Raw genomic sequence first — 18662 nt, 5'->3', positions numbered from 1 at the left:
CTTTTTTTAATATCAATTATTTAAAGACGCAAAAAAACAGTTAAACCAATATGATTTAACTGTTTGTCTGGCTTTAATCTAAATTACTTAATATCATTAGCAGCTACCCACTCATCAGTTGCTACACGATACATTTTTTGACCATTAATAGTGGCCGCTCTATCTGTATACCAAGGACTATTCCCTGACAAGGCACGATTTGAGATTTTTTTACCAGTTGATGTATATAAACTAGCTTGAACTTTAGTTCTAACGGTTTCATTGATAATTTCAATTTCTAAACCATCATTTAATTTAACCCATTCGTTAGTGGCAACTCGAATATACTTATCGCCATTTAAAGTCATCATTTTATCGCCTACCCATGATGAATCCTTACCTAATTCACGATTACTGATAAGTTTTCCTTCATCATTATACAAAGGAACATCTTTGGTTGTTGAAGTTACAAAAACCGTTTTATGTTCAACGATCGTTGGCGTTTCATCTGGCTTAGTTTCTGGATCTTTAGTTTGATTATTTTTATTCGAGTTATTAGAGTTAGTTGAACCCTTTGAACTGTTTGTACTACCAGATGAATGATTAGTGTTTCCAGAACCTGTATTTCCTGTATTTCCTGTATTTCCTGTTTCTTCCTCAGAAGTATAGATAGTTCCATCCGGATTTGGGAAAGTTTCTTTACCTGGTATCATTGACTCTAAAGCATGACCATACTTAGTTTTATAATCATTAAATTTACTATTAATTTCATCAACAGTAGCCGTTTTGGCATCATTAGTCATCCAAGAGATATAATCTGGAATGGCTTTTTTAGCGGCTTGTACGTCGCTATTGCTTTGATCTAAAGTATCAATGTTATCGCGACCAAAGAAAGTAAGAGAAAAATAATCTTCAGCAGCTGTGTATGCTGCATTGGGAGATACGGTTATGGAATCAGTTGCTAATTCACTTATTTTTCCGTCTTTATCTTTCAATTCGGCTTTAGTAACCTTTCCTTTATCATCAAATGAAATGGACAACTTACTGCCATCGCTCATGGTAATATTTTGAACACCAGTTTTAAACATATAATTAGATTTTTCTGAATGTCCAGCTGTAGAATTTGATAGATATGGAACATTTTCTGCTGTAATAGTAGTATCACCATTCTTTACAGATAAATCTTTGCTTTCAGATTCCATCAAATCATAATTTAAAACTCTCAAGCGAAAAATTTTTTCCTGTAAAATCTTACCACTAGTAATTTCTGTACTCTCTTCTTTAGATAGCTCTTGCTTGATGTAATCGCTAAGTTCTGACTGACCGTTCATATTATCAATTTCGCCTTTTAAAACCGCAAAATCCGCATTATATTTGGCAACTGCTTCTTCAAAAGTACCATGTGTTGAAACTTGATCATTTGTTTTAGCGTCTTTATTTGGATCAACTACTTCTGTCTTTGGCTGTGCTTCGTCTGCTAAAGCTGTTGTAACACTCCCTAATTGTGTTCCAACTGCAAGTGCAGCAAGTCCTAATACGATTGGTCCGTAATATAATTTTTTCATAATTTCCCCTTACATATATTTCCTTATGTCAAGAATAATATCATGTTTAAGGAAATGTTGACAACTATCTTTGAAAAAATTTTTATTTAAACCCAACTGTTCTTTTATGAATTTTTTACATAAAAAAGGCTCTTGAAAGTCTAATCTTCAAGAGTCTTTAGTTTATATATTTAACTATTTAGCAGCTTTTGCAGCAGCTTCGTCAGCATAAATCTTGTTTCTCTTCTTCATTTGCTTTGCGTACCAGATAAAGATCAATAGGTATGCAATTAATGCTAATGCAGCGTAAAGAACAAACTTAATTTGACCAGTTGAAGCGTTACCTACTAAGTAAGCCAAGAACTTCTCAACAGGACCTTCCATAGTTGAGTGAGAAATCATTGTACCTGATGCAAGGCCCTTAGGGAATGCGCCAAGTTTCTTAGCAGTAGCTGTAACCATAGGAGCTGATAATGTACCGGCCCATAGGAACAATGGAAGTTCGATAGCACCGATAACGATCATACGAATAATCTTACCACGTGTAACAACTAGCAAAGCTGGTGTAACACCCATGGCGATAATACCACCTAAAGGCAAGATCTTGTTACCAGGCAATACAAGTGCTTCAAGAAGCATGATAGGTGCTAGAACGTTAGCAGCAGCCCAGATTTCAGCACGTCCGGCGATAAATGGCCAGTCAAGTCCAACGTTCATTGTACGACCTTTTAACTTCTTGTTAGCGAAGTCTGTAATACCTTGTGATAGAGGTTCAACAGCAGCGATAAACCATGAACCGATCAATGAGAATAGTTCCAAACAGAATGCAGCTGTAAATGATAGTGTAAAGATTTCCTTAACACCTTGGTGTGAAAGCAAACCAATAAAGATACCTAAATAAATACCAATAGCGAATTTACTTCCCCAGAATCCAATCTTTTTGTTCAATGCAGCAGCATCGAAATCGAATTTATCTAACCATGGGAAGATAACATCGAACAACTTATCAAAGACCATGATAATTGGGTTCATCATGTAGTTCATATGTGTTGTTGTCATTGGGTTTGAAGCTGGTGCATGTAATAGGTCATTAAAAGTAGGTTTCATCAAATCAGAATTGATAATCTTCAAAACACCAATGAAAATAACTAAGATTGTTGTAATAAGTAAGTTTGCTCCGAAGAACATAGCTAACAAACCAACAAATGCTAGATGCCAGATATCAAAAATATCAACATCAAGTGTGTTTGTCTTGTCTAGCACGATCATAACGATATTAACAATAACCATAACTAACAAGAAGAACAATGTATATGGTGAACCCCAAGTGATAGTAGCCAATGGAGCCCAACCTAGGTCGGTAACTGATAATTGAATACCAGTTGACTTAACGAAGGCATTCAATGCGTCTTGGAAGGCTGTTGTCAACAATCCAATAACGGCACTGATAGCTGTAAGAGCGATGGCTAATTTAATACCACCCTCCAAAGCTTTAGAAAACTTAACTCTAAAAATCAAAGCGATAATTGTCAAAACAATTAACATCATTGGTGCAGCACCAAGGTCAATTAAAGGTTTGAATATCGCATTAGCAAAGCTAATAATTCCTGACATATTCTGTTTCCCCCTAGATGAATGATGTTATTGATTAAGCTTTTCCACTATCCTTGATAGCTTGTTCTACTTGATCATAAACAGGCTTTGCCATTGCAGGCATTCTGTACAAGATTGGTCCAGCATCAATAACAGGAATCTTAGGTGTGAAGCCTAGGTCTGTAGCAGCGATTGGTGTAAATAGATCGTAATCATCTAACATATCTTCAGTAATATCTTTGATCATAACAGCATCAGCTTGAACGTCGTAACCACGGTTACTCATTTCTGTTTCCAATGCATCTTTGATTTGGTGACTTGAATTAACTCCAGCACCACAAGCAGCTAAAATTTTGAACATAATTAACACTCTCCTTATTCATTGCTCTTTGCATATTTAATAAATTTACGATTCAAGAAAGAATAAATCTCTTTTGGATCATCACTCTTAAAGAATGGTACAAGCTCGTTTTCAGATGTTCGAGCCATAAAGTCCATAATTTGTGCCAAAATGTTTGATTGGCCTTCTGGATCATTGTTTAAGATCATGAATAAAAACTTCACTGGAAATTCTTTCGATGGATTAATCATATTATGGAAAGAAATTTCCTTATCCAATTTAATAGGAACAATTCTCCGTGCTTTAACGAACTCGCTCTCCGTATGTGGGATTGCTATATTTGGTATCTTTGGCGATACAACTGACATATCAATTCCAGTAGGATAGTTTTGTTCACGTTCCAATAAATTATTAATGAAGTCCTTAGTTACTAGATCCTTCTTCAATAAAGAATCAGCTATTTCACGAAAGACCTCTTCTTGCGTCGAAGCTTTAGAGATATAAACTTCGCTTTCGCTAAATAATTGATCGGTAGCTAAATCGCTCATTAACACCATCACCTACCCGTTTGTTTGTTTTTGTTTACAAGAACAATAGTAAACGCTATCATAAAATATGTCAATACCAAATATCAATTTATAAAACCACAAATATTTCTTCCTATATAGAGTGATAAACCAGACATTTTCTATTTAAACAGTTAAGTAAGCATTTTCAACAAAATAAACATTTCTGTGCGAAAAACGATTGACAAGTACACATTTCGATGCTAAATTATGTTTGTAACGAACAATAGTAAACAAAAAGAGGTGATCTTTTGTTAAAGAAAGAACGCTTTCTAAAGATCCTATCCGAATTAGATAAGAACGACATTGTTACCGTTAATGATTTAACTACATTATTGGATTGCTCCGATATGACAATCCGTCGTGATCTTGAAGAACTGTCAGAATCTGGCAAGTTGATCAGAATTCACGGTGGAGCGCAAAAAATTAGCGTTTCTCCATTAGAGGAAGCTTCTCATGTTGAAAAACGTGAGGTTCATATCAAAGAAAAACAAGAACTAGCTAAATTGGCAGCAAATGAAATTGATAATTTCGATACTATCTTTATCGGTCCAGGAACAACACTTGAATTGATTGCTCAAAACATTAAAAACATTAATTCTTTGAGGGTCGTGACAATTAGTATTCCTGTCTTTGAAAGCTTTAAAAATTCAGATCTTAATTGTGAATTGATTTTAGCTGGTGGAATTTATCGTAGTCGCTCAGGAACATTGATTGGTGCTTTAGCAAGTAATGCTGTAGGTGGACTGAAGTTCGATAAAGCATTCGTTGGCGTCAACGGTATTCAAAATTCCCAGATTATGACTGCCAATACTGAAGAAGGTCGAATTCAAAGCGTTGCTTTAAACAATTCTCAGACAAAATACATTGTCGCTGATAAATACAAACTTAATAGAAATGATTTTTACACTTTCTACAGTTTGGACGATGTAGATTACCTAATTACTAACAAGAGCGCCACTAAAGAAACAATCGATTACTATCAACAGTATGTAAGACTTATTACCAATTAAATGGAGGGATTATTTTATGAAAATCGCATTAGCTTCAGATAAAGCAGGATTTGAATTAAAGAACTATATCAAGGAATACCTTGAAAATGAAGGCAAGGATTATGAAGTTGTTGACTTATCAGAAGAACCAGCTGCTGATTTCGTTGACTCATCACTTCTAGTTACACACGCTGTCTTAGATGGAAAAACTGACCGTGGAATCATGTTCGATGAATATGGTACAGGCTCAGCCATGGCAAGTAACAAGGTTCATGGAATGGTAACAGCTAATGTTACTGAAGAAAATACTGCTCATATGACAACTCAACACAATGGTGCCAAAGCAATTGCTATCGGTGCTGGAATTGTTGGTAAGAAACGTGCTGAATCAATCGTTGATGAATACTTAGGTGTTAACTACGCCGGTGGACGTCACCAAATCCGTTTGGATATGCTCGAAAAATTATACTAATAGGAGGGAATTAATTTATGATTATTGCATTAGGAAACGACCATATTGTTACAGATACTAAAATCAAAATTTCAGAAATGTTAAAGGCTATGGGCCACAAGGTTATTGATGTAGGTACATACGACCATACAAGAACTCACTACCCTATCTATGGATTACGTGTAGCTAACCTTGTCCGTGATGGCAAAGCTGACTATGGTGTTGTTCTATGTGGTACTGGTGTTGGTATTTCAACAGCCGCTGACAAAAACCAAGGAATTCGTGCCGCTTTAGTCGCTGACACAACAGCTGCTAAGTATGCTAAGGAACATCTAAATGCTAATGTTATCAGTTTTGGTGGTGCCGTTGTCGGTGAACATCTAGCTGAAGAAATCGTTAAGACATTCCTTGCTGCTGACTATTTAGGTGAAGATGACGATCTAGTTAAGAAGATTGATGCCGTTGAATCTGAAGATAATCCAGAACAACACGACAATCCACACTTCTACGATCATGAAATGAAACTATGGGACGAAGGATTCTATCACGACTAAAGAGTAGTCAAAGAGAGATATTCCCTCCACAATTATTTTAATAATTACTTATACCAAACTGTACTACCAAATGTATGCGCTTTAATATAAACTAATTATAAAATAAAGTTCCAATTAAAATTTGTGAGCTACCATTGTGTAACTCATCAAGGGCTATATGAAATAAAAAAGTTAGCCCCGCTTTAAGCACTGAACTATTGGTACAGTGCTTAAAGCCGGACTAACTTGGAGAGGTTTGTTTCATAGAACCCATTTTTAATGGCCTAAAATCAGGTTATTTTAAATTTTACAAAGGGGTCCGCACAATGAGTAATTCAGTTTTAACAATCACAATGAATCCTTCAGTCGATATCTCCTACCCACTAGAACATCTCAAAATTGACACTGTCAATCGTGTAAAAGATGTTTCCAAGACAGCTGGCGGTAAAGGATTAAACGTCACAAGGGTTTTGAAACAATTAAATGTTCCTGTCACGGCATCAGGTATTATTGGTGGAACCATCGGCCAATATATTACTAACCAACTTGATGAAAATGACATCGAACACGCTTTTATGAAAATTAGTCAAGAATCTCGTAATTGTATCGCTATATTACACGATAACGGTGACCAAACTGAGATCCTTGAAGCAGGTCCTATCCTTTCAAAATACGACGAAAACGCTTTTCTAGAACATTTCGACGATCAAGTAAGCGGTTTTGGATTAGTAACTATCTCAGGAAGCTTGCCACAAGGCCTTTCCAAAGGTCTTTATTCTAAAATGGTTCAAGTCGCTGCTAAACATAATGTTCCTGTCATCTTAGACAGTTCCAACGAAGCTCTACGTTTAGCTCTAGAAAACGATGATAAACCATTCATGATCAAACCTAATCAAGATGAAATCGCTCAATTAATTGGTAAAGAAATCAGTGATTTGAACGATCTCAAAACTAAATTAGCTACCGAAGAAATTTTCCAAGGAATTCCTTGGGTGGTAGTTTCATTGGGTTCACAGGGTGCATTTGTTAAATACCAAAACAACTTCTTCAAAGTAAATATTCCAAAAATTCACGCCGTTAACCCTGTTGGATCAGGTGACTCTACCGTTGCTGGCTTAGCCGCAGGTTTAGTCAAAGAAGAAAGTCCTGAAGATATTATGAAACGAGCCATGACAGTCGGTATCCTAAATACTTTACAGGAAAAGACTGGACATATTGACATTAGTCAATATAAAGATTATTTTGAAAAGGTAGACATAGTTAAGTACTAATGTTTAATTTATTATTCGGAGGAATGAATGTATATGACAACACCAAAAAAGTACGCAGCACTAGAAAAAATGTCTGACAATAACGGAGTTATTGCAGCTCTTGCTATTGACCAACGTGGATCACTAAAGAAAATGTTAGCCGCAGCCGCAAACAAGCCAGCTAACGAAGAAGATATCGTTGAATTTAAGAAAGCTATTTCAAAAGAATTGACACCTTATGCTTCAGCTATTCTTTTGGATCCAGAATATGGTCTTCCAGCATCAAAAGTTAGAGCAGATGGCTCAGGTCTTTTAGTTTCATACGAAAAGACTGGTTACGATGCTACTGAACCAGGTAGAATTCCTGATTTGATCCCAATCTGGTCAGTACGTCGTCTTAAGGAAGCCGGAGCTGACTCAATCAAGTTCTTGCTTTACATCGATCCAGACGAAGATAAATCAATCATCGACCAAAAGGAAGCCTTTGTAGAAAGAATCGGTGACGAATGTGTTGCTGAAGATATTCCATTGTTCGTTGAATTAGTTACATATGATGACTCAATTGGTGACGTTAAGAGTGCTGAATATGCTAAGGTAAAGCCTCACAAAGTTATCGAAGCTATGAAAGAATTCTCAAAGCCACAATATCACATTGATGTTTTGAAGGTTGAAGTTCCTATTAACCTTGATTACGTTGAAGGATTTAATGGCGACAACCCTGTTGTTTACACAAAGGATGAAGCTATCAAGTACTTCAAAGAACAAAGCGACGCAACTAACTTGCCATACATCTTCTTGAGTGCCGGTGTTACTGCCGAAGCCTTCAGAGATGAATTGCACCTTGCTAAAGATGCTGATGCTAAGTTCAATGGTGTTCTATGTGGACGTGCCACATGGAGAGGCGCTATCGAACCATTCGCTAAAGACGGCGAAGAAGCTGGTAAGAAGTGGATGAACGATCAAGGTAAGAAGAATATTGAAGAACTAAACCAAGTTCTTGCTGAAACTGCAACTTCATGGAAAGACAAAGTTTCAAAAGACTAATTTAAATTATTAAAATTTATGTACTTTGAATAAACTGGGTTTTCTTGAACAAACTGATTAGTTCAAGATAATCCAGTTTTTCATTTATTGAGAAATTATTCATTTTGGGGGAAATATAATGGTACCTGCTAATTTCGTGCTAGCTAGAAACGCAATCACATCAATGGTCGCTGTACTCTTGATCGTTATCTACATTATTTATATGATTTCAAAATATTCACATCGTGACAAAGAAAAAGTTTGGACAGCGGACACAATCCTCTTAACTTTTATCGCACTCTATTGTATCTATATAACTTTAATGAACTTTGTTAAGTTACCCGCCAATTTAAGTTATATCAATACAATTGTTACAGTTATTTTTATGCTAGTCGTAGTTATTTTTATTATCAGTTCAATTATCAAAAAATTTACTAATAAATCTGACAAAAAAGATGCCTAAACGGCATCTTTTTTTTACATTCCGTACTTATGAACCCTCATTTAAACTAATCGTGCTATTCTAACGATGTTCAAATATCACTTTTTTCGAGATGATAACTTTGAAAATTTCTGAAGTTAGCAAACAAACCGGTCTATCCATTCCTACTATAAGATATTATACGGATCAAAATATGATTCCATCAGTTACTAGAGATTTAGATAATCAACGTGTTTTTGATGACGAGGCTGTTGTGTGGCTAGAGGGAATCAAAGTTTTGCGTGAATTAGGCGTGCCCTTGTCTGAAATAAAAGAATATATCACTCTTAGCCAAAAAAGTGGTCCCATTGCTCTACGTAAAAGGCACACGCTTCTTATCAAACAACAAGCTCTGGCTAAAGTAAATTTTGCCCAGTCAGCTAAGATACTTACCAAATTAAACAAAAAAATTAAATTAGAAGAAGACATTATGAACGGTAAGAAAAGAGACAGTCTAAGTGCCGCTCGAAGATTTAGTCTGTAATAAAAAAGAAGCACAGAAATCTCTCTTAATCAAAAGATTTCTTGTGCTTCTTTTCTATTATCTAGCCAATTTGACTAGTTCCGTCTGCATAATTTAAAGTGACACCTGATTGAACATTAAAAATATAAACATTAAAGTGAACCGAATTATCACCAATCGATTGAGCTTCCATTTGTACGCCTCGTGGCAACAATTCATCCCCACGAAAAATTGGAGTTACCCGATATCTAATGTAATGTGAATTGCTTTGTTTCAAATAATAAGCAATGTCCATCTCATGAGCTAACATTTCTGGACTATTCAATGATCTGGTCCCTGTCATAAGATTTTTAGGATTATTATTCTGACCAGTTAATTGATAACCAATCAGATGGCTCCGATTGTAAAGCCAACCGCCACTGATTTTCTTGTTATGCCAACCAGTTGGATTCCAATGCAATGGCTCCCGTTTAGCTGAAGGCATCAAAGAAACGTTCAACATAGCATTAGCAGCTGTCACACGATTCAACTTATCCAAATCGCCATATTGTTGCCATGCACCCTTAGCAGTACTTAAATCATCGTTTGAAAAATTAGGCTTATTATCATTAACAATAATTTCTTGTGTTCCATTGTAATCCAAATTAGCTAAATCTGTGTTTGAAGAATTTTGATTGCTTTTGTTATTGTGTTCATCAATGAATTTTTGATCGTCAGCAATCTTTTTTTGCAACTTAGTAATAGATTTTTTAAGATTCTTATTCTTAGTAACTAACTTTTTAGTTTTCTTTTGATAAGAATAATCTTTAACATATTCTGTTTTAACATCGCTTTTTGAAGATGCTTGAACTTGCACTGCTGATGCCATTACTGCTGGAAGAACAGTCAAGACAACCAACGTTTTAAGTAATTTTTTCATTATACTTTTGACCTCCTGTATCCAGCATTTATAGCATCCTGCTCGTTATTAAAATAAACTGCATTAGAAGAATTCATATTGTAGCCACGTTGACCAGGAACATGATAAATATGCGATTGAGAATTACCAACAATAGTTCCCGTATCACCAGTATTCATATCACCACGTGACTGAGACGATGAAGCTGAAGAAGCCTGTTGTTGAGTTTCTTTAGCCTGCTCTTCTTGTTGCTTTTGAGCAGCTGCCTGTTGCTTCTGGACTTCCTTAGCTTGTTGCTCTTGCTGTTTTTGAGCGGCTTCTTGCTCCTCTTTAGCCTTCTGTTTTGCTTGGAACTCATCATCAATAATTTGATCTTTTTGTTTCTGTAATTTCTTTTCTTGTTTAGATAATTTACCTTTTTTAGAAACTAAAGCAACATTTTCTTGCTTTGCAATACCATATTTATCTTTGCCAACATGTTTTGTTTTCTTAACAATCTTGGCACTTGGAGCAGCCCCCTGTTGTGACGACGTCTCAGTACTGTCATTAGCTCCACCAGCAATCCCTGCAATAAAAAATATGATAATACTGGCAAACAAACCGATTCTATATTTCTTTTTTAATGAACCATCAGCTCGATTTTTTACCTTAATTTTACGTTGTTTAAAAAGCTTAATGGCAAAATATATAATCGCAATAAACGCCACTAATACTATTAAGCTTAGCATCCCCTAGACCCCCTATTTATTATTCTCACTTAATGTTATTCGATATTTTCAACGGAAACAAGGTAAATTTCCTTTACATAAAAAAAACAATGAATCTAGAAATTTTACCTAGAATTCATTGCTTTTTTTATTTATTCAAACTTTTCAACACATAATCGCCTAACGTACGAACTCTCTTAAAATCATCTTCGTCAGGATCTTGATTAATTTTTACTGAATCAGCAACCTGCTCGCCGTTGCTGGAATTCAACATCATTGTAAAGTAGTCAACTGCACGTCCAAAATGAAGATGTTCTTTTGAACTCGAGCCTAATACTGCAAATTTAGTTTTTTCCAAATCGATATCTTTCAAATCGTCATAGAAATCCTGAGCCTCATCAGGTACTTCACCATCATGATAAGTATAAGTATCGACAATTAAGGCATCATAATTCAAAATTTCAAATGCATCAGCATCGACCATTTCTTGAAGCGTTACTTCAGCCTTTTTACTTTCTAAATAATTGGCTAAATATTCAGCAATTTTCTTATTACGACCGGTCATACTTGTATATGTTAATAATATTTTCATTCAGTTACCTACCATCTAACGCTAATGCGCTCTTTTTGATGTGCAGCATTTTCAATTTCATCAACCATCGCAATAGCATAGTCAGCATAACTGATCTTGCAATTGCCAGCTGAATCAAAGGTTAATTCCTCACCTGCTAAAACGTATTTACCAGTTCTATCACCTTTAGCATCGAATTCAGCTGCTGGACTGATAAAGGTCCAATTGATGGAACTTTTACGTAAAATATCTAATGATTTCCCCATTTCCTCACTTAGAGGTTTAACTGCTTCAGGAAAATCTGATTGTTGATACAATTGCTCAGTATGATCTTCATTCACAAATAATGATCCAGCTCCACCAACGACTAACAATCTAACATTAGTACCCTGCAAAATATCGATCAAATGCTCAGTAGCAGGTACATATTCTTTAACCATTGGGCCAAAGAAACCAAGGGCATCGACTAAAACATCAAAATTTTTAATATCGTCATGTTTTAAACTATAAACATCTCTAACTAAATATTTTTCAGTCGACGACTTCTTAGCATCTCGTACAATTGAAGTGACATCTAATCCACGGCTCAAGGCTTCTTTCACTATCAAAGAGCCTTCCTTACCATTGGCACCTATCACTGCTATTTTCATAATTTGAATACCCCCATATTCTATCAACAAGATTACTCTACACAATTGCAAGCAAAATAACCAAAGATAAGCCCATAATATAGTAAAATTGTTGTGCTGGGAGGCGTAATTTATGGCATATCAAATTTATTTAGTAAGACATGGTCGAACATGGTATAACGAATACGATAAAATGCAGGGTTGGTCTGATACTCCTTTAACTGATGATGGCGTGGCCGTTGCTCAAAAAGCAGCTGAGGCTCTAAAAAACGTCGATTTTTCTGCCGCTGTTACATCAGATATGAAACGTGCAGTTGATACTTCCAGAATTATTACTAGAAGAAATAAAAATCACTTGGTTCCTCAAGAATTAGCTGAATTCAGAGAACAATTTTACGGTTATTTTGAGGGACGTAGTATTGATGAATCTTGGTTTGCTATTGGTAAACCACATCATGCTAGAAATTTTGGCGATATTGTCCAAAAATATGGCTTCGATGCCACAATGGACTTTGTTAAAGATGCCGATCCCCTTCATGATGCTGAAAATGCCGAAGAATACTGGGGACGTATCGAACGCGGCTTCAAAAAAATTGATCAAATTGCTCACGATGGCGACAAAATTCTCTTAGTTACCCATAGCATAACTATTCTAGGATTAGCTTACAGATACAAAACAGATGATATTGTGTTAAAAGATATCCCAGCCAATGCTAGTCTTACCTTGCTCGAACGTGACGGCGACAATAATAAGGTTACTAAGTACAATCAATCCCTCATTTAATGTAGTAAAATTAAACTACATACATTGAGGAGGATACTATTTACTAATGGCAAAATACCAAATTTATTTAGTTCGTCACGGACGTACTTGGTTTAATCGTTATAATAAAATGCAAGGCTGGTCTGACACTCCCCTTGCGCCTGATGGGATCGAAGTAGCTAAAAAGGCGGCAGAAGCGTTAAAGGATGTTGATTTTGCAGCGGCTTTTTCATCAGATGCTCGTCGTGCTATCGATACTTGCAAATTAATCGTTGATAAAAATATAAATCATAATAAAATCACTCCTCAAAAAATGATGGAGTTTAGAGAAGAATTTTATGGTTATTATGAAGGTATGAACTCACCAGAAGCCTGGTTTATAGTTGGTCAACCACATGGTGCTTCCAGCTTTGCCGAAATCATTGCTAAATATGGCATGGATGCTACTAAGGACTTCATGAAAGAAGCTGATCCTTTCCATGATGCAGAAAATGCTAAAGAATACTGGAAAAGACTAGATCGTGGGTTTGAAAAGGTTGATCAAATTGCTCATGATGGCGACAAAATTCTTTTAGTTTCTCATGGAACAACTATTCGGTCTATCACTGACCGTTATAACGATGGAAACTTCGACGTAACGGTTAGTCCAAGAAATTCCAGTTTAACAATGTTAGAAAGAAATAACGGTATCAACAAAGTTACTAGTTATAATCAAATGCTTAGTTAAGCGTGAAAAATTATTTGACAAAACAAAACAATTAATATATTCTCAGGTCATCAATCAATCGGAGGTTATAGCAATGATTTTAATCAATACTCAAACAATTTCATGTTGTTGCGGTTCGCAGTCTATGCGTGCCGTCTGTTTGAGTAACTAAATTCAAGCTAGACCAATGATTCATTACGCGTAGGGTGCAAATCAAATTTGATTTGCACCCTTTTTTTACGCCCAAAAACAAAGGAGAAAATATTATGAAATTCAATACTAAATTAATTCATGGCGGTATCAGTGAAGATAAAGAGACTGGAGCTGTTTCTATCCCCATTTATCGTTCATCAACTTTCCATCAACACAAATTAGGTGCTGAACCTAAGTGGGAATATGCTCGTACTGGCAATCCTACTCGTCAAGCTCTCGAAACCTTGATTGCTGATATCGAAAACGGTCGATCTGGCTTTGCATTTGCTTCCGGCCCTGCAGCTATTCATGCAGTTTTCTCACTCTTTTCAGCTGGTGATCATATTATCATCGGAAACGATGTCTACGGTGGGACATTTCGTTTGGCCAATAAAGTACTCAAGCGCTTTGGACTAGAATTTACTGCCGTTGATACCCGCGATTTAGATGCTGTTGAAGGCGCCATTCAAAAGAATACTAAAGCCATTTATTTTGAAACACCTACTAATCCACTTTTAAAAATAACCGACATTAAGGCTATAACTGACCTTGCTAAAAAGCACGATCTTAAAACCATCGTTGATAACACCTTTGCCACGCCTTACAATCAAAATCCTCTTGATCTAGGGGTAGATATCGTCGTTCATAGTGCTACCAAATATCTAGGTGGGCATAGTGACGTTGTAGCCGGTTTAGCAGTTACCAACAATCAACAAATTGCCAAAGATTTAGCTTTTCTTCAAAATTCCATCGGTAGTATTTTAGGTCCCGACGATAGCTGGCTTTTGATGCGTGGAATCAAAACACTCGGTATCAGAATGAGGGTTCATCATGAAAATGCCCAATCAATTTTTAAGTACCTAACCGAAAATAATAAAGTTGCTAAAGTTTATTATCCTGGCAATCCCAATTCAACTGGTTATGAGATTGCTAAAAAACAGATGCGTGGTTTTGGCGCTATGATTTCCTTTGAACTTCAACCTGGTTTAAATGCTAAGAAATTCGTTGAAAGTCTTCAACTAATAGATCTCGCTGAAAGCCTTGGTGGAATTGAAAGTTTGATTGAAGTTCCTGCTATCATGACTCATGCTGCCATCCCTCGCGATATTCGTTTAAAAAGTGGAATTACTGACGAATTGATTCGCTTATCCGTTGGTGTTGAAGATGAAGCCGACTTACTGGATGACCTCAAACAGGCCTTTGCTCAAATCTAAAACAATAAAAACGTAAAAAGAAGAGCCCTTAATTATAAGAGTTCTTCTTTCTTTATCTAATAAAACATACTATTAAAGCTGACTTTTGGTTCTTACTCAAGTTAAGTTATAGCGTGAGTATGTTTAATTTCCCGTCCTCCATAAAAAGTGGAAATGCTGTTGGAACTATGGTCTCATAGCTGAACGCATTCCCACTTTTTGCTCCGGACTGACTCCTACTTTATTCATTAATTATTGTAAAATTTAAATAGCATATAAAAACGGTCACTGTTAAGAAATCCAAGCATAAATGTATGTCTGGAATACCTAACAGTGGCCGTTTTTTAATTTACTATTTAATACTTTGTTCAATAATATTAGAATCAAGAACTTAATCGATAGTAAAAAATCTGTGGGCCCTCAGTGGTGATATTCTACTTAGCTTGCAAAGCAAGGTTAGTAGAAGACCGAGCTTAGAGATCCATAATTGTTCACGAAGTGGGGAATTATGAATCTCTAAGTCGTGTCCACCAGGTTCCAGTGGCCCACAAATTTTTTTGCGGACGATGGCATATTTCAACCACATCAGTTAATATCTAAGCTTTAGTAAGAATTGACTTTTAGTCTTTATCATCTTTTTTATTTAAATTATCCATGACAAAGTTCAAAGCCTTCTTAGAATCACGTGTTAAAGCAATATATTGTTGACCTTTGGTAGCAACTAACTGAATACCTAAACGATCTGTATCTGCTTTCAAATCATCATAATATGTTCTAACTTGAGGAGCTAAAACAACTAAGTCATAGTTTGGTAGAATATCGTGATGTGATCCGTAAGCTCCTGCACTAGCAACGATCGGAACATTATATTCCTTGGCACCATCCATTAAAGCATTAGCTAATTGTTCACTGGTACCACCACCGGCACAGAGAACCAATACTTTAACTTGATGATCTAATTTGATCTCATCATCAGAATCTGAGTCAGTAGTTGTTGCAGTTTCATTTGTATCATTATTCATTGAAGTTGCTACAGTAGCACCTTCCGCACTAACACCAGCAAGTTCAACGCCATCTGTAGCTTCTTTAGCATCTGCTGCGGCTTCTTGTTTAACTAACGAAGCATCGTAGGCCTTACAGAATGGTAGATAAATCAAAGTATCTAAAGCTAGTAAAACAACGACTAATAATAACGAAACTACTTGCATATTAGTATTTAAGAAAATACCAATAGGCCCTGGCAAAGCCCATGACAAAACATACATAAAGCCACGCATATGTAATAGATCAATGAACATCTTACCTACAACAACATTAACCATTGGCGATAGCACGAACGGAATGAAGAAGTAAGGGTTCAAAATAATTGGAGCACCGAACAATAGAGGCTCATTGACAGCAAACATTACAGGAACAATTGAGGCCTTACCTATGGCTTTCAATTGTTTTGATTTCATTAACAAAATGAAGATAAAAGGAACAACGAAAGTAGCACCAGTACCACCAAGTTCACCAACAAAGTTACCAAAATTTTCTGTTAGTGAGTGATATGGAAAATGTCCCGCTTTGAACAATGCCAAATTAGCAGTTGTATTACCGTACAAAGCAGCTTCTAGAGCAGGTTTTACAACTGAAGGTCCATGAATACCCATGAACCAGAATAGAGGAATAAGGAACCAAATAATAGCCATTCCCCAATAACTTTCAGCACCTTTAAACAAAGGTGAAATCAAAGTCGTAAGCATTTCACCAAATGGAACATGGAGCCAAAGACGAACAAGTGCATCAATAATACCCATAGCAATAATTGAAAATGAAAATGGAAAAATATCACGGAAGTTTTGGGCAATAGCACCAGGCACTTCTTTAGGCATTTTAATAGTTATATCTCTTTCCACACAGAACTTATAAATAGCAACGGTGGCAAAGGCTGAAACGAAAGCTGATAGTAAACCTTTTGTACCAAAGTAATCGCCAATATAAGCACCACTCTTAGTAGTACCAATAGCTAGCAACATAAATCCACACATTGAAGCCATCATCGTTGAAGTGGAATTAATGAAACGTCCACCTTTAATACGCTGATTTTTGGAACCGGTTAAGGCTTTAGCTGTAGTCCCCGCTACATAAAGTCCAACAAATCCCATAGTATAGTTATAAATCTTGTTGCACCAATCATTTAATCCCGCTGGCAAATGTACCCCTACTAGTGGAAGAACTGAAGTGATTAGAATAAAAATACTTGAGAACAAGATAATTGGCATTGCGGCCAAGAATCCATCCTTGATAGCCATCAAATAAATATTCTTAGATATCTTATCAAAGAATTTTTGATGAGCTTCCAACTTATCAATAATAAATTGCATGATAGCACCCCTTTTATATTCTATTTCCAAAAAATTTCATAAAAAAATGACCGCAATTGAGCATGGTACGACAAAGTACCAAGCACCAACTGCGGTCATGCCTAATTTAATAGTAACAATCCACAACTAGAAGCTATTTCATTGTGTCAGCAAGTGCTTTGTACCACAAAGCACTCTTTTTGATATAACGTTTTTGTGTAGCAAAATCAATAAAGAACAAGCCATAACGCTTATTATATCCATTAGCCCACGAGAATTGATCTTGCAAGGACCAGATGAAGTAACCATTCACATTAACCCCTTCGTTTCGAGCCTTCAAGATAGCTGCAAGATGCTGGTCAACAAAATCAATTCGTTTGTCATCATTAATAATCGTGTTTTCGTTAGCATCTTCTGGTAAATCCTCTTTTAAGCCTAATCCATTCTCTGTAATAAAAATTTCTTTACTATTAGGATACTCCGAACTTACACGCTGCAAAATGTCATAAAGTCCTTCTGGATAAATGTTCCAATCCCAATCAGTTGTAGGAATATCTGGATTTTTAACGGCTTGACCAACTCCCTTAAATTTAAATGATGATGTACCTTTGGTACCAGTTCCATTGAAATGATTCGTGCTTTCACCGTTATAAGCTGCAAAAAATGATGGTTGATAATAATTCATTCCAAAGTAATCGTTTCTTGTCGAAGCTTTCTTCAGGATATCCATATCACCTGGTTCAATTTCTAAATGAGCATCATTTGCATCTAAAATTTCATTGATTAATTTCATCGTTTTAGCAGTATATTCACCCTTAAAAGTACCATCAAGCAAAAATGCGTTCATAAATGCATCGCTTAAATCAGCTGCATGCTGGTTTTCAGGTGTTTTCGGATATGGATATACTGGCTGTAAAACATGAATTAGACCAATTTTACCGTTATAACCATGATCTTTAAACAAGTTGACTACGCGAGCATGAGCTAATAATTCATTGTGTTCAGCCTGGATAGCACTTGAAACATCAAATTTGTGGTTAGGTGGGAAATTTCCTTGGATATATTGCGAATAGGCCAAAGAAATTAGCTCATTAATAGTGAACCAATGTTTAACTTCAGGAAACTCATCAAAACAAAACTTAGCGTAATCTACAAAATAGTCAATATTCTTTCTATTTAACCAGTCGCCATCGTCAAAAAGTGTCTTAGGAGAATCAAAATGATGCAACGATACATATGGTTCAATCCCATTATCTAGACACTCCTTAAATAATCGGTGATAATAATCGACTCCAGCCTGAACTGGCTGACCATAACCCTTAGGAAAAATTCTTGTCCAAGAAATTGACACACGTATAGCATTCAAGCCATATTTTTTCGATAAACGAATATCTTCTGGGTATAAATGATAAAAAGGTAGCGTCAAGAATCTTGTGTAAATGA

20 protein-coding genes are annotated in these 18662 nt (G+C 35.9%); 10 read left to right on the top strand and 10 right to left on the bottom strand.

What is annotated here, in order from left to right:
- Nucleotides 1–83 precede the first annotated feature (83 nt).
- The 4 genes from FD26_RS11315 to FD26_RS07395 all read right to left on the bottom strand — a co-directional run bounded on the left by FD26_RS11315 (nucleotide 84) and on the right by FD26_RS07395 (nucleotide 4004).
- Complete coding sequence (locus FD26_RS11315) at nucleotides 84–1544, bottom strand: SLAP domain-containing protein (protein WP_057867795.1); 1461 nt, start codon at nucleotides 1542–1544, stop codon at nucleotides 84–86.
- Between the two features lie 174 nt (nucleotides 1545–1718).
- Entirely contained in the window at nucleotides 1719–3137 is a 1419-nt protein-coding gene (locus FD26_RS07405; RefSeq protein WP_057867794.1) for a PTS galactitol transporter subunit IIC, read from the bottom strand.
- Nucleotides 3138–3171: 34 nt separating this feature from the next.
- Entirely contained in the window at nucleotides 3172–3477 is a 306-nt protein-coding gene (locus tag FD26_RS07400) for a PTS sugar transporter subunit IIB (RefSeq protein WP_057867793.1), read from the bottom strand.
- 14 nt (nucleotides 3478–3491) lie between these two features.
- On the bottom strand, nucleotides 3492–4004 hold the full coding sequence (locus tag FD26_RS07395; protein WP_057867792.1) for a PTS sugar transporter subunit IIA: 513 nt from the start codon (nucleotides 4002–4004) through the stop codon (nucleotides 3492–3494).
- A 269-nt stretch (nucleotides 4005–4273) separates the two neighbouring features.
- On the opposite strand from FD26_RS07395, the gene FD26_RS07390 reads away from it, so the two are divergent.
- The 7 genes from FD26_RS07390 (at nucleotide 4274) to FD26_RS07360 (ending at nucleotide 9236) form a co-directional block, all read left to right on the top strand.
- Nucleotides 4274–5035, top strand: coding sequence for a DeoR/GlpR family DNA-binding transcription regulator (locus FD26_RS07390; protein WP_057867791.1), 762 nt, complete (start codon nucleotides 4274–4276; stop codon nucleotides 5033–5035).
- A gap of 16 nt (nucleotides 5036–5051) precedes the next feature.
- Nucleotides 5052–5486, top strand: coding sequence for a galactose-6-phosphate isomerase subunit LacA (gene lacA / locus FD26_RS07385; RefSeq protein ID WP_057867790.1), 435 nt, complete (start codon nucleotides 5052–5054; stop codon nucleotides 5484–5486).
- 17 nt (nucleotides 5487–5503) lie between these two features.
- A complete protein-coding gene (gene lacB / locus FD26_RS07380; protein ID WP_057867789.1) occupies nucleotides 5504–6019 on the top strand; it encodes a galactose-6-phosphate isomerase subunit LacB in 516 nt (171 codons plus the stop codon).
- A gap of 305 nt (nucleotides 6020–6324) precedes the next feature.
- Entirely contained in the window at nucleotides 6325–7269 is a 945-nt protein-coding gene (locus FD26_RS07375) for a hexose kinase (RefSeq protein ID WP_057867788.1), read from the top strand.
- Between the two features lie 27 nt (nucleotides 7270–7296).
- On the top strand, nucleotides 7297–8292 hold the full coding sequence (gene lacD / locus FD26_RS07370; protein ID WP_057867787.1) for a tagatose-bisphosphate aldolase: 996 nt from the start codon (nucleotides 7297–7299) through the stop codon (nucleotides 8290–8292).
- A gap of 118 nt (nucleotides 8293–8410) precedes the next feature.
- The gene (locus FD26_RS07365; protein ID WP_057867786.1) at nucleotides 8411–8734 is read left to right on the top strand and encodes a hypothetical protein; all 324 of its coding nucleotides are present in this window, start codon (nucleotides 8411–8413) and stop codon (nucleotides 8732–8734) included.
- A 100-nt stretch (nucleotides 8735–8834) separates the two neighbouring features.
- Entirely contained in the window at nucleotides 8835–9236 is a 402-nt protein-coding gene (locus FD26_RS07360; RefSeq protein WP_057867785.1) for a MerR family transcriptional regulator, read from the top strand.
- 61 nt (nucleotides 9237–9297) lie between these two features.
- Here the strand turns inward: FD26_RS07360 and FD26_RS07355 are convergent, their stop codons facing one another.
- The 4 genes from FD26_RS07355 to FD26_RS07340 form a co-directional block, all read right to left on the bottom strand.
- Nucleotides 9298–10134 (bottom strand): DNA/RNA non-specific endonuclease, encoded by an 837-nt coding sequence (locus FD26_RS07355; protein WP_057867784.1) that lies wholly within the window; start codon nucleotides 10132–10134, stop codon nucleotides 9298–9300.
- A complete protein-coding gene (locus FD26_RS07350; protein ID WP_057867783.1) occupies nucleotides 10134–10841 on the bottom strand; it encodes a sunset domain-containing protein in 708 nt (235 codons plus the stop codon). Before FD26_RS07350 ends, FD26_RS07355 begins: the two co-directional genes overlap by 1 nt.
- Before the next feature lie 127 nt (nucleotides 10842–10968).
- Nucleotides 10969–11412: a flavodoxin domain-containing protein gene (locus FD26_RS07345; protein ID WP_057867782.1), complete on the bottom strand. Its 444-nt coding sequence runs from the start codon at nucleotides 11410–11412 to the stop codon at nucleotides 10969–10971.
- 8 nt (nucleotides 11413–11420) lie between these two features.
- Nucleotides 11421–12041, bottom strand: a complete 621-nt coding sequence (locus tag FD26_RS07340; RefSeq protein ID WP_057867781.1) for an NAD(P)-dependent oxidoreductase — start codon at nucleotides 12039–12041, stop codon at nucleotides 11421–11423.
- Nucleotides 12042–12153: 112 nt separating this feature from the next.
- Between FD26_RS07340 and FD26_RS07335 the strand changes: the two genes are divergently transcribed.
- From FD26_RS07335 to FD26_RS07325, 3 genes are all read left to right on the top strand, one after another.
- The gene (locus FD26_RS07335; protein WP_057867780.1) at nucleotides 12154–12804 is read left to right on the top strand and encodes a histidine phosphatase family protein; all 651 of its coding nucleotides are present in this window, start codon (nucleotides 12154–12156) and stop codon (nucleotides 12802–12804) included.
- A 46-nt stretch (nucleotides 12805–12850) separates the two neighbouring features.
- Nucleotides 12851–13510 carry a histidine phosphatase family protein gene (locus FD26_RS07330; protein WP_057867779.1) on the top strand — a complete coding sequence of 220 codons (660 nt, stop codon included), beginning with the start codon at nucleotides 12851–12853 and terminating at the stop codon, nucleotides 13508–13510.
- 245 nt (nucleotides 13511–13755) lie between these two features.
- On the top strand, nucleotides 13756–14895 hold the full coding sequence (locus FD26_RS07325) for a trans-sulfuration enzyme family protein (protein WP_057867778.1): 1140 nt from the start codon (nucleotides 13756–13758) through the stop codon (nucleotides 14893–14895).
- Between the two features lie 599 nt (nucleotides 14896–15494).
- Here FD26_RS07325 and FD26_RS07320 read toward each other — a convergent pair.
- Both FD26_RS07320 and lacG read right to left on the bottom strand, forming a co-directional pair.
- Nucleotides 15495–17240, bottom strand: a complete 1746-nt coding sequence (locus tag FD26_RS07320; RefSeq protein ID WP_057867777.1) for a PTS lactose transporter subunit IIBC — start codon at nucleotides 17238–17240, stop codon at nucleotides 15495–15497.
- Between the two features lie 133 nt (nucleotides 17241–17373).
- Nucleotides 17374–18662 (bottom strand): 6-phospho-beta-galactosidase (gene lacG, locus FD26_RS07315; RefSeq protein WP_057867776.1); only part of this gene is annotated, 1289 nt, incomplete at its 5' end.

This window comes from Companilactobacillus crustorum JCM 15951 (assembly GCF_001434585.1).
GTDB lineage: Bacteria > Bacillota > Bacilli > Lactobacillales > Lactobacillaceae > Companilactobacillus > Companilactobacillus crustorum.
The sequence above is the reverse complement of the archived record's forward strand: the minus strand, read 5'-3'. Positions and strand labels throughout refer to the sequence as shown.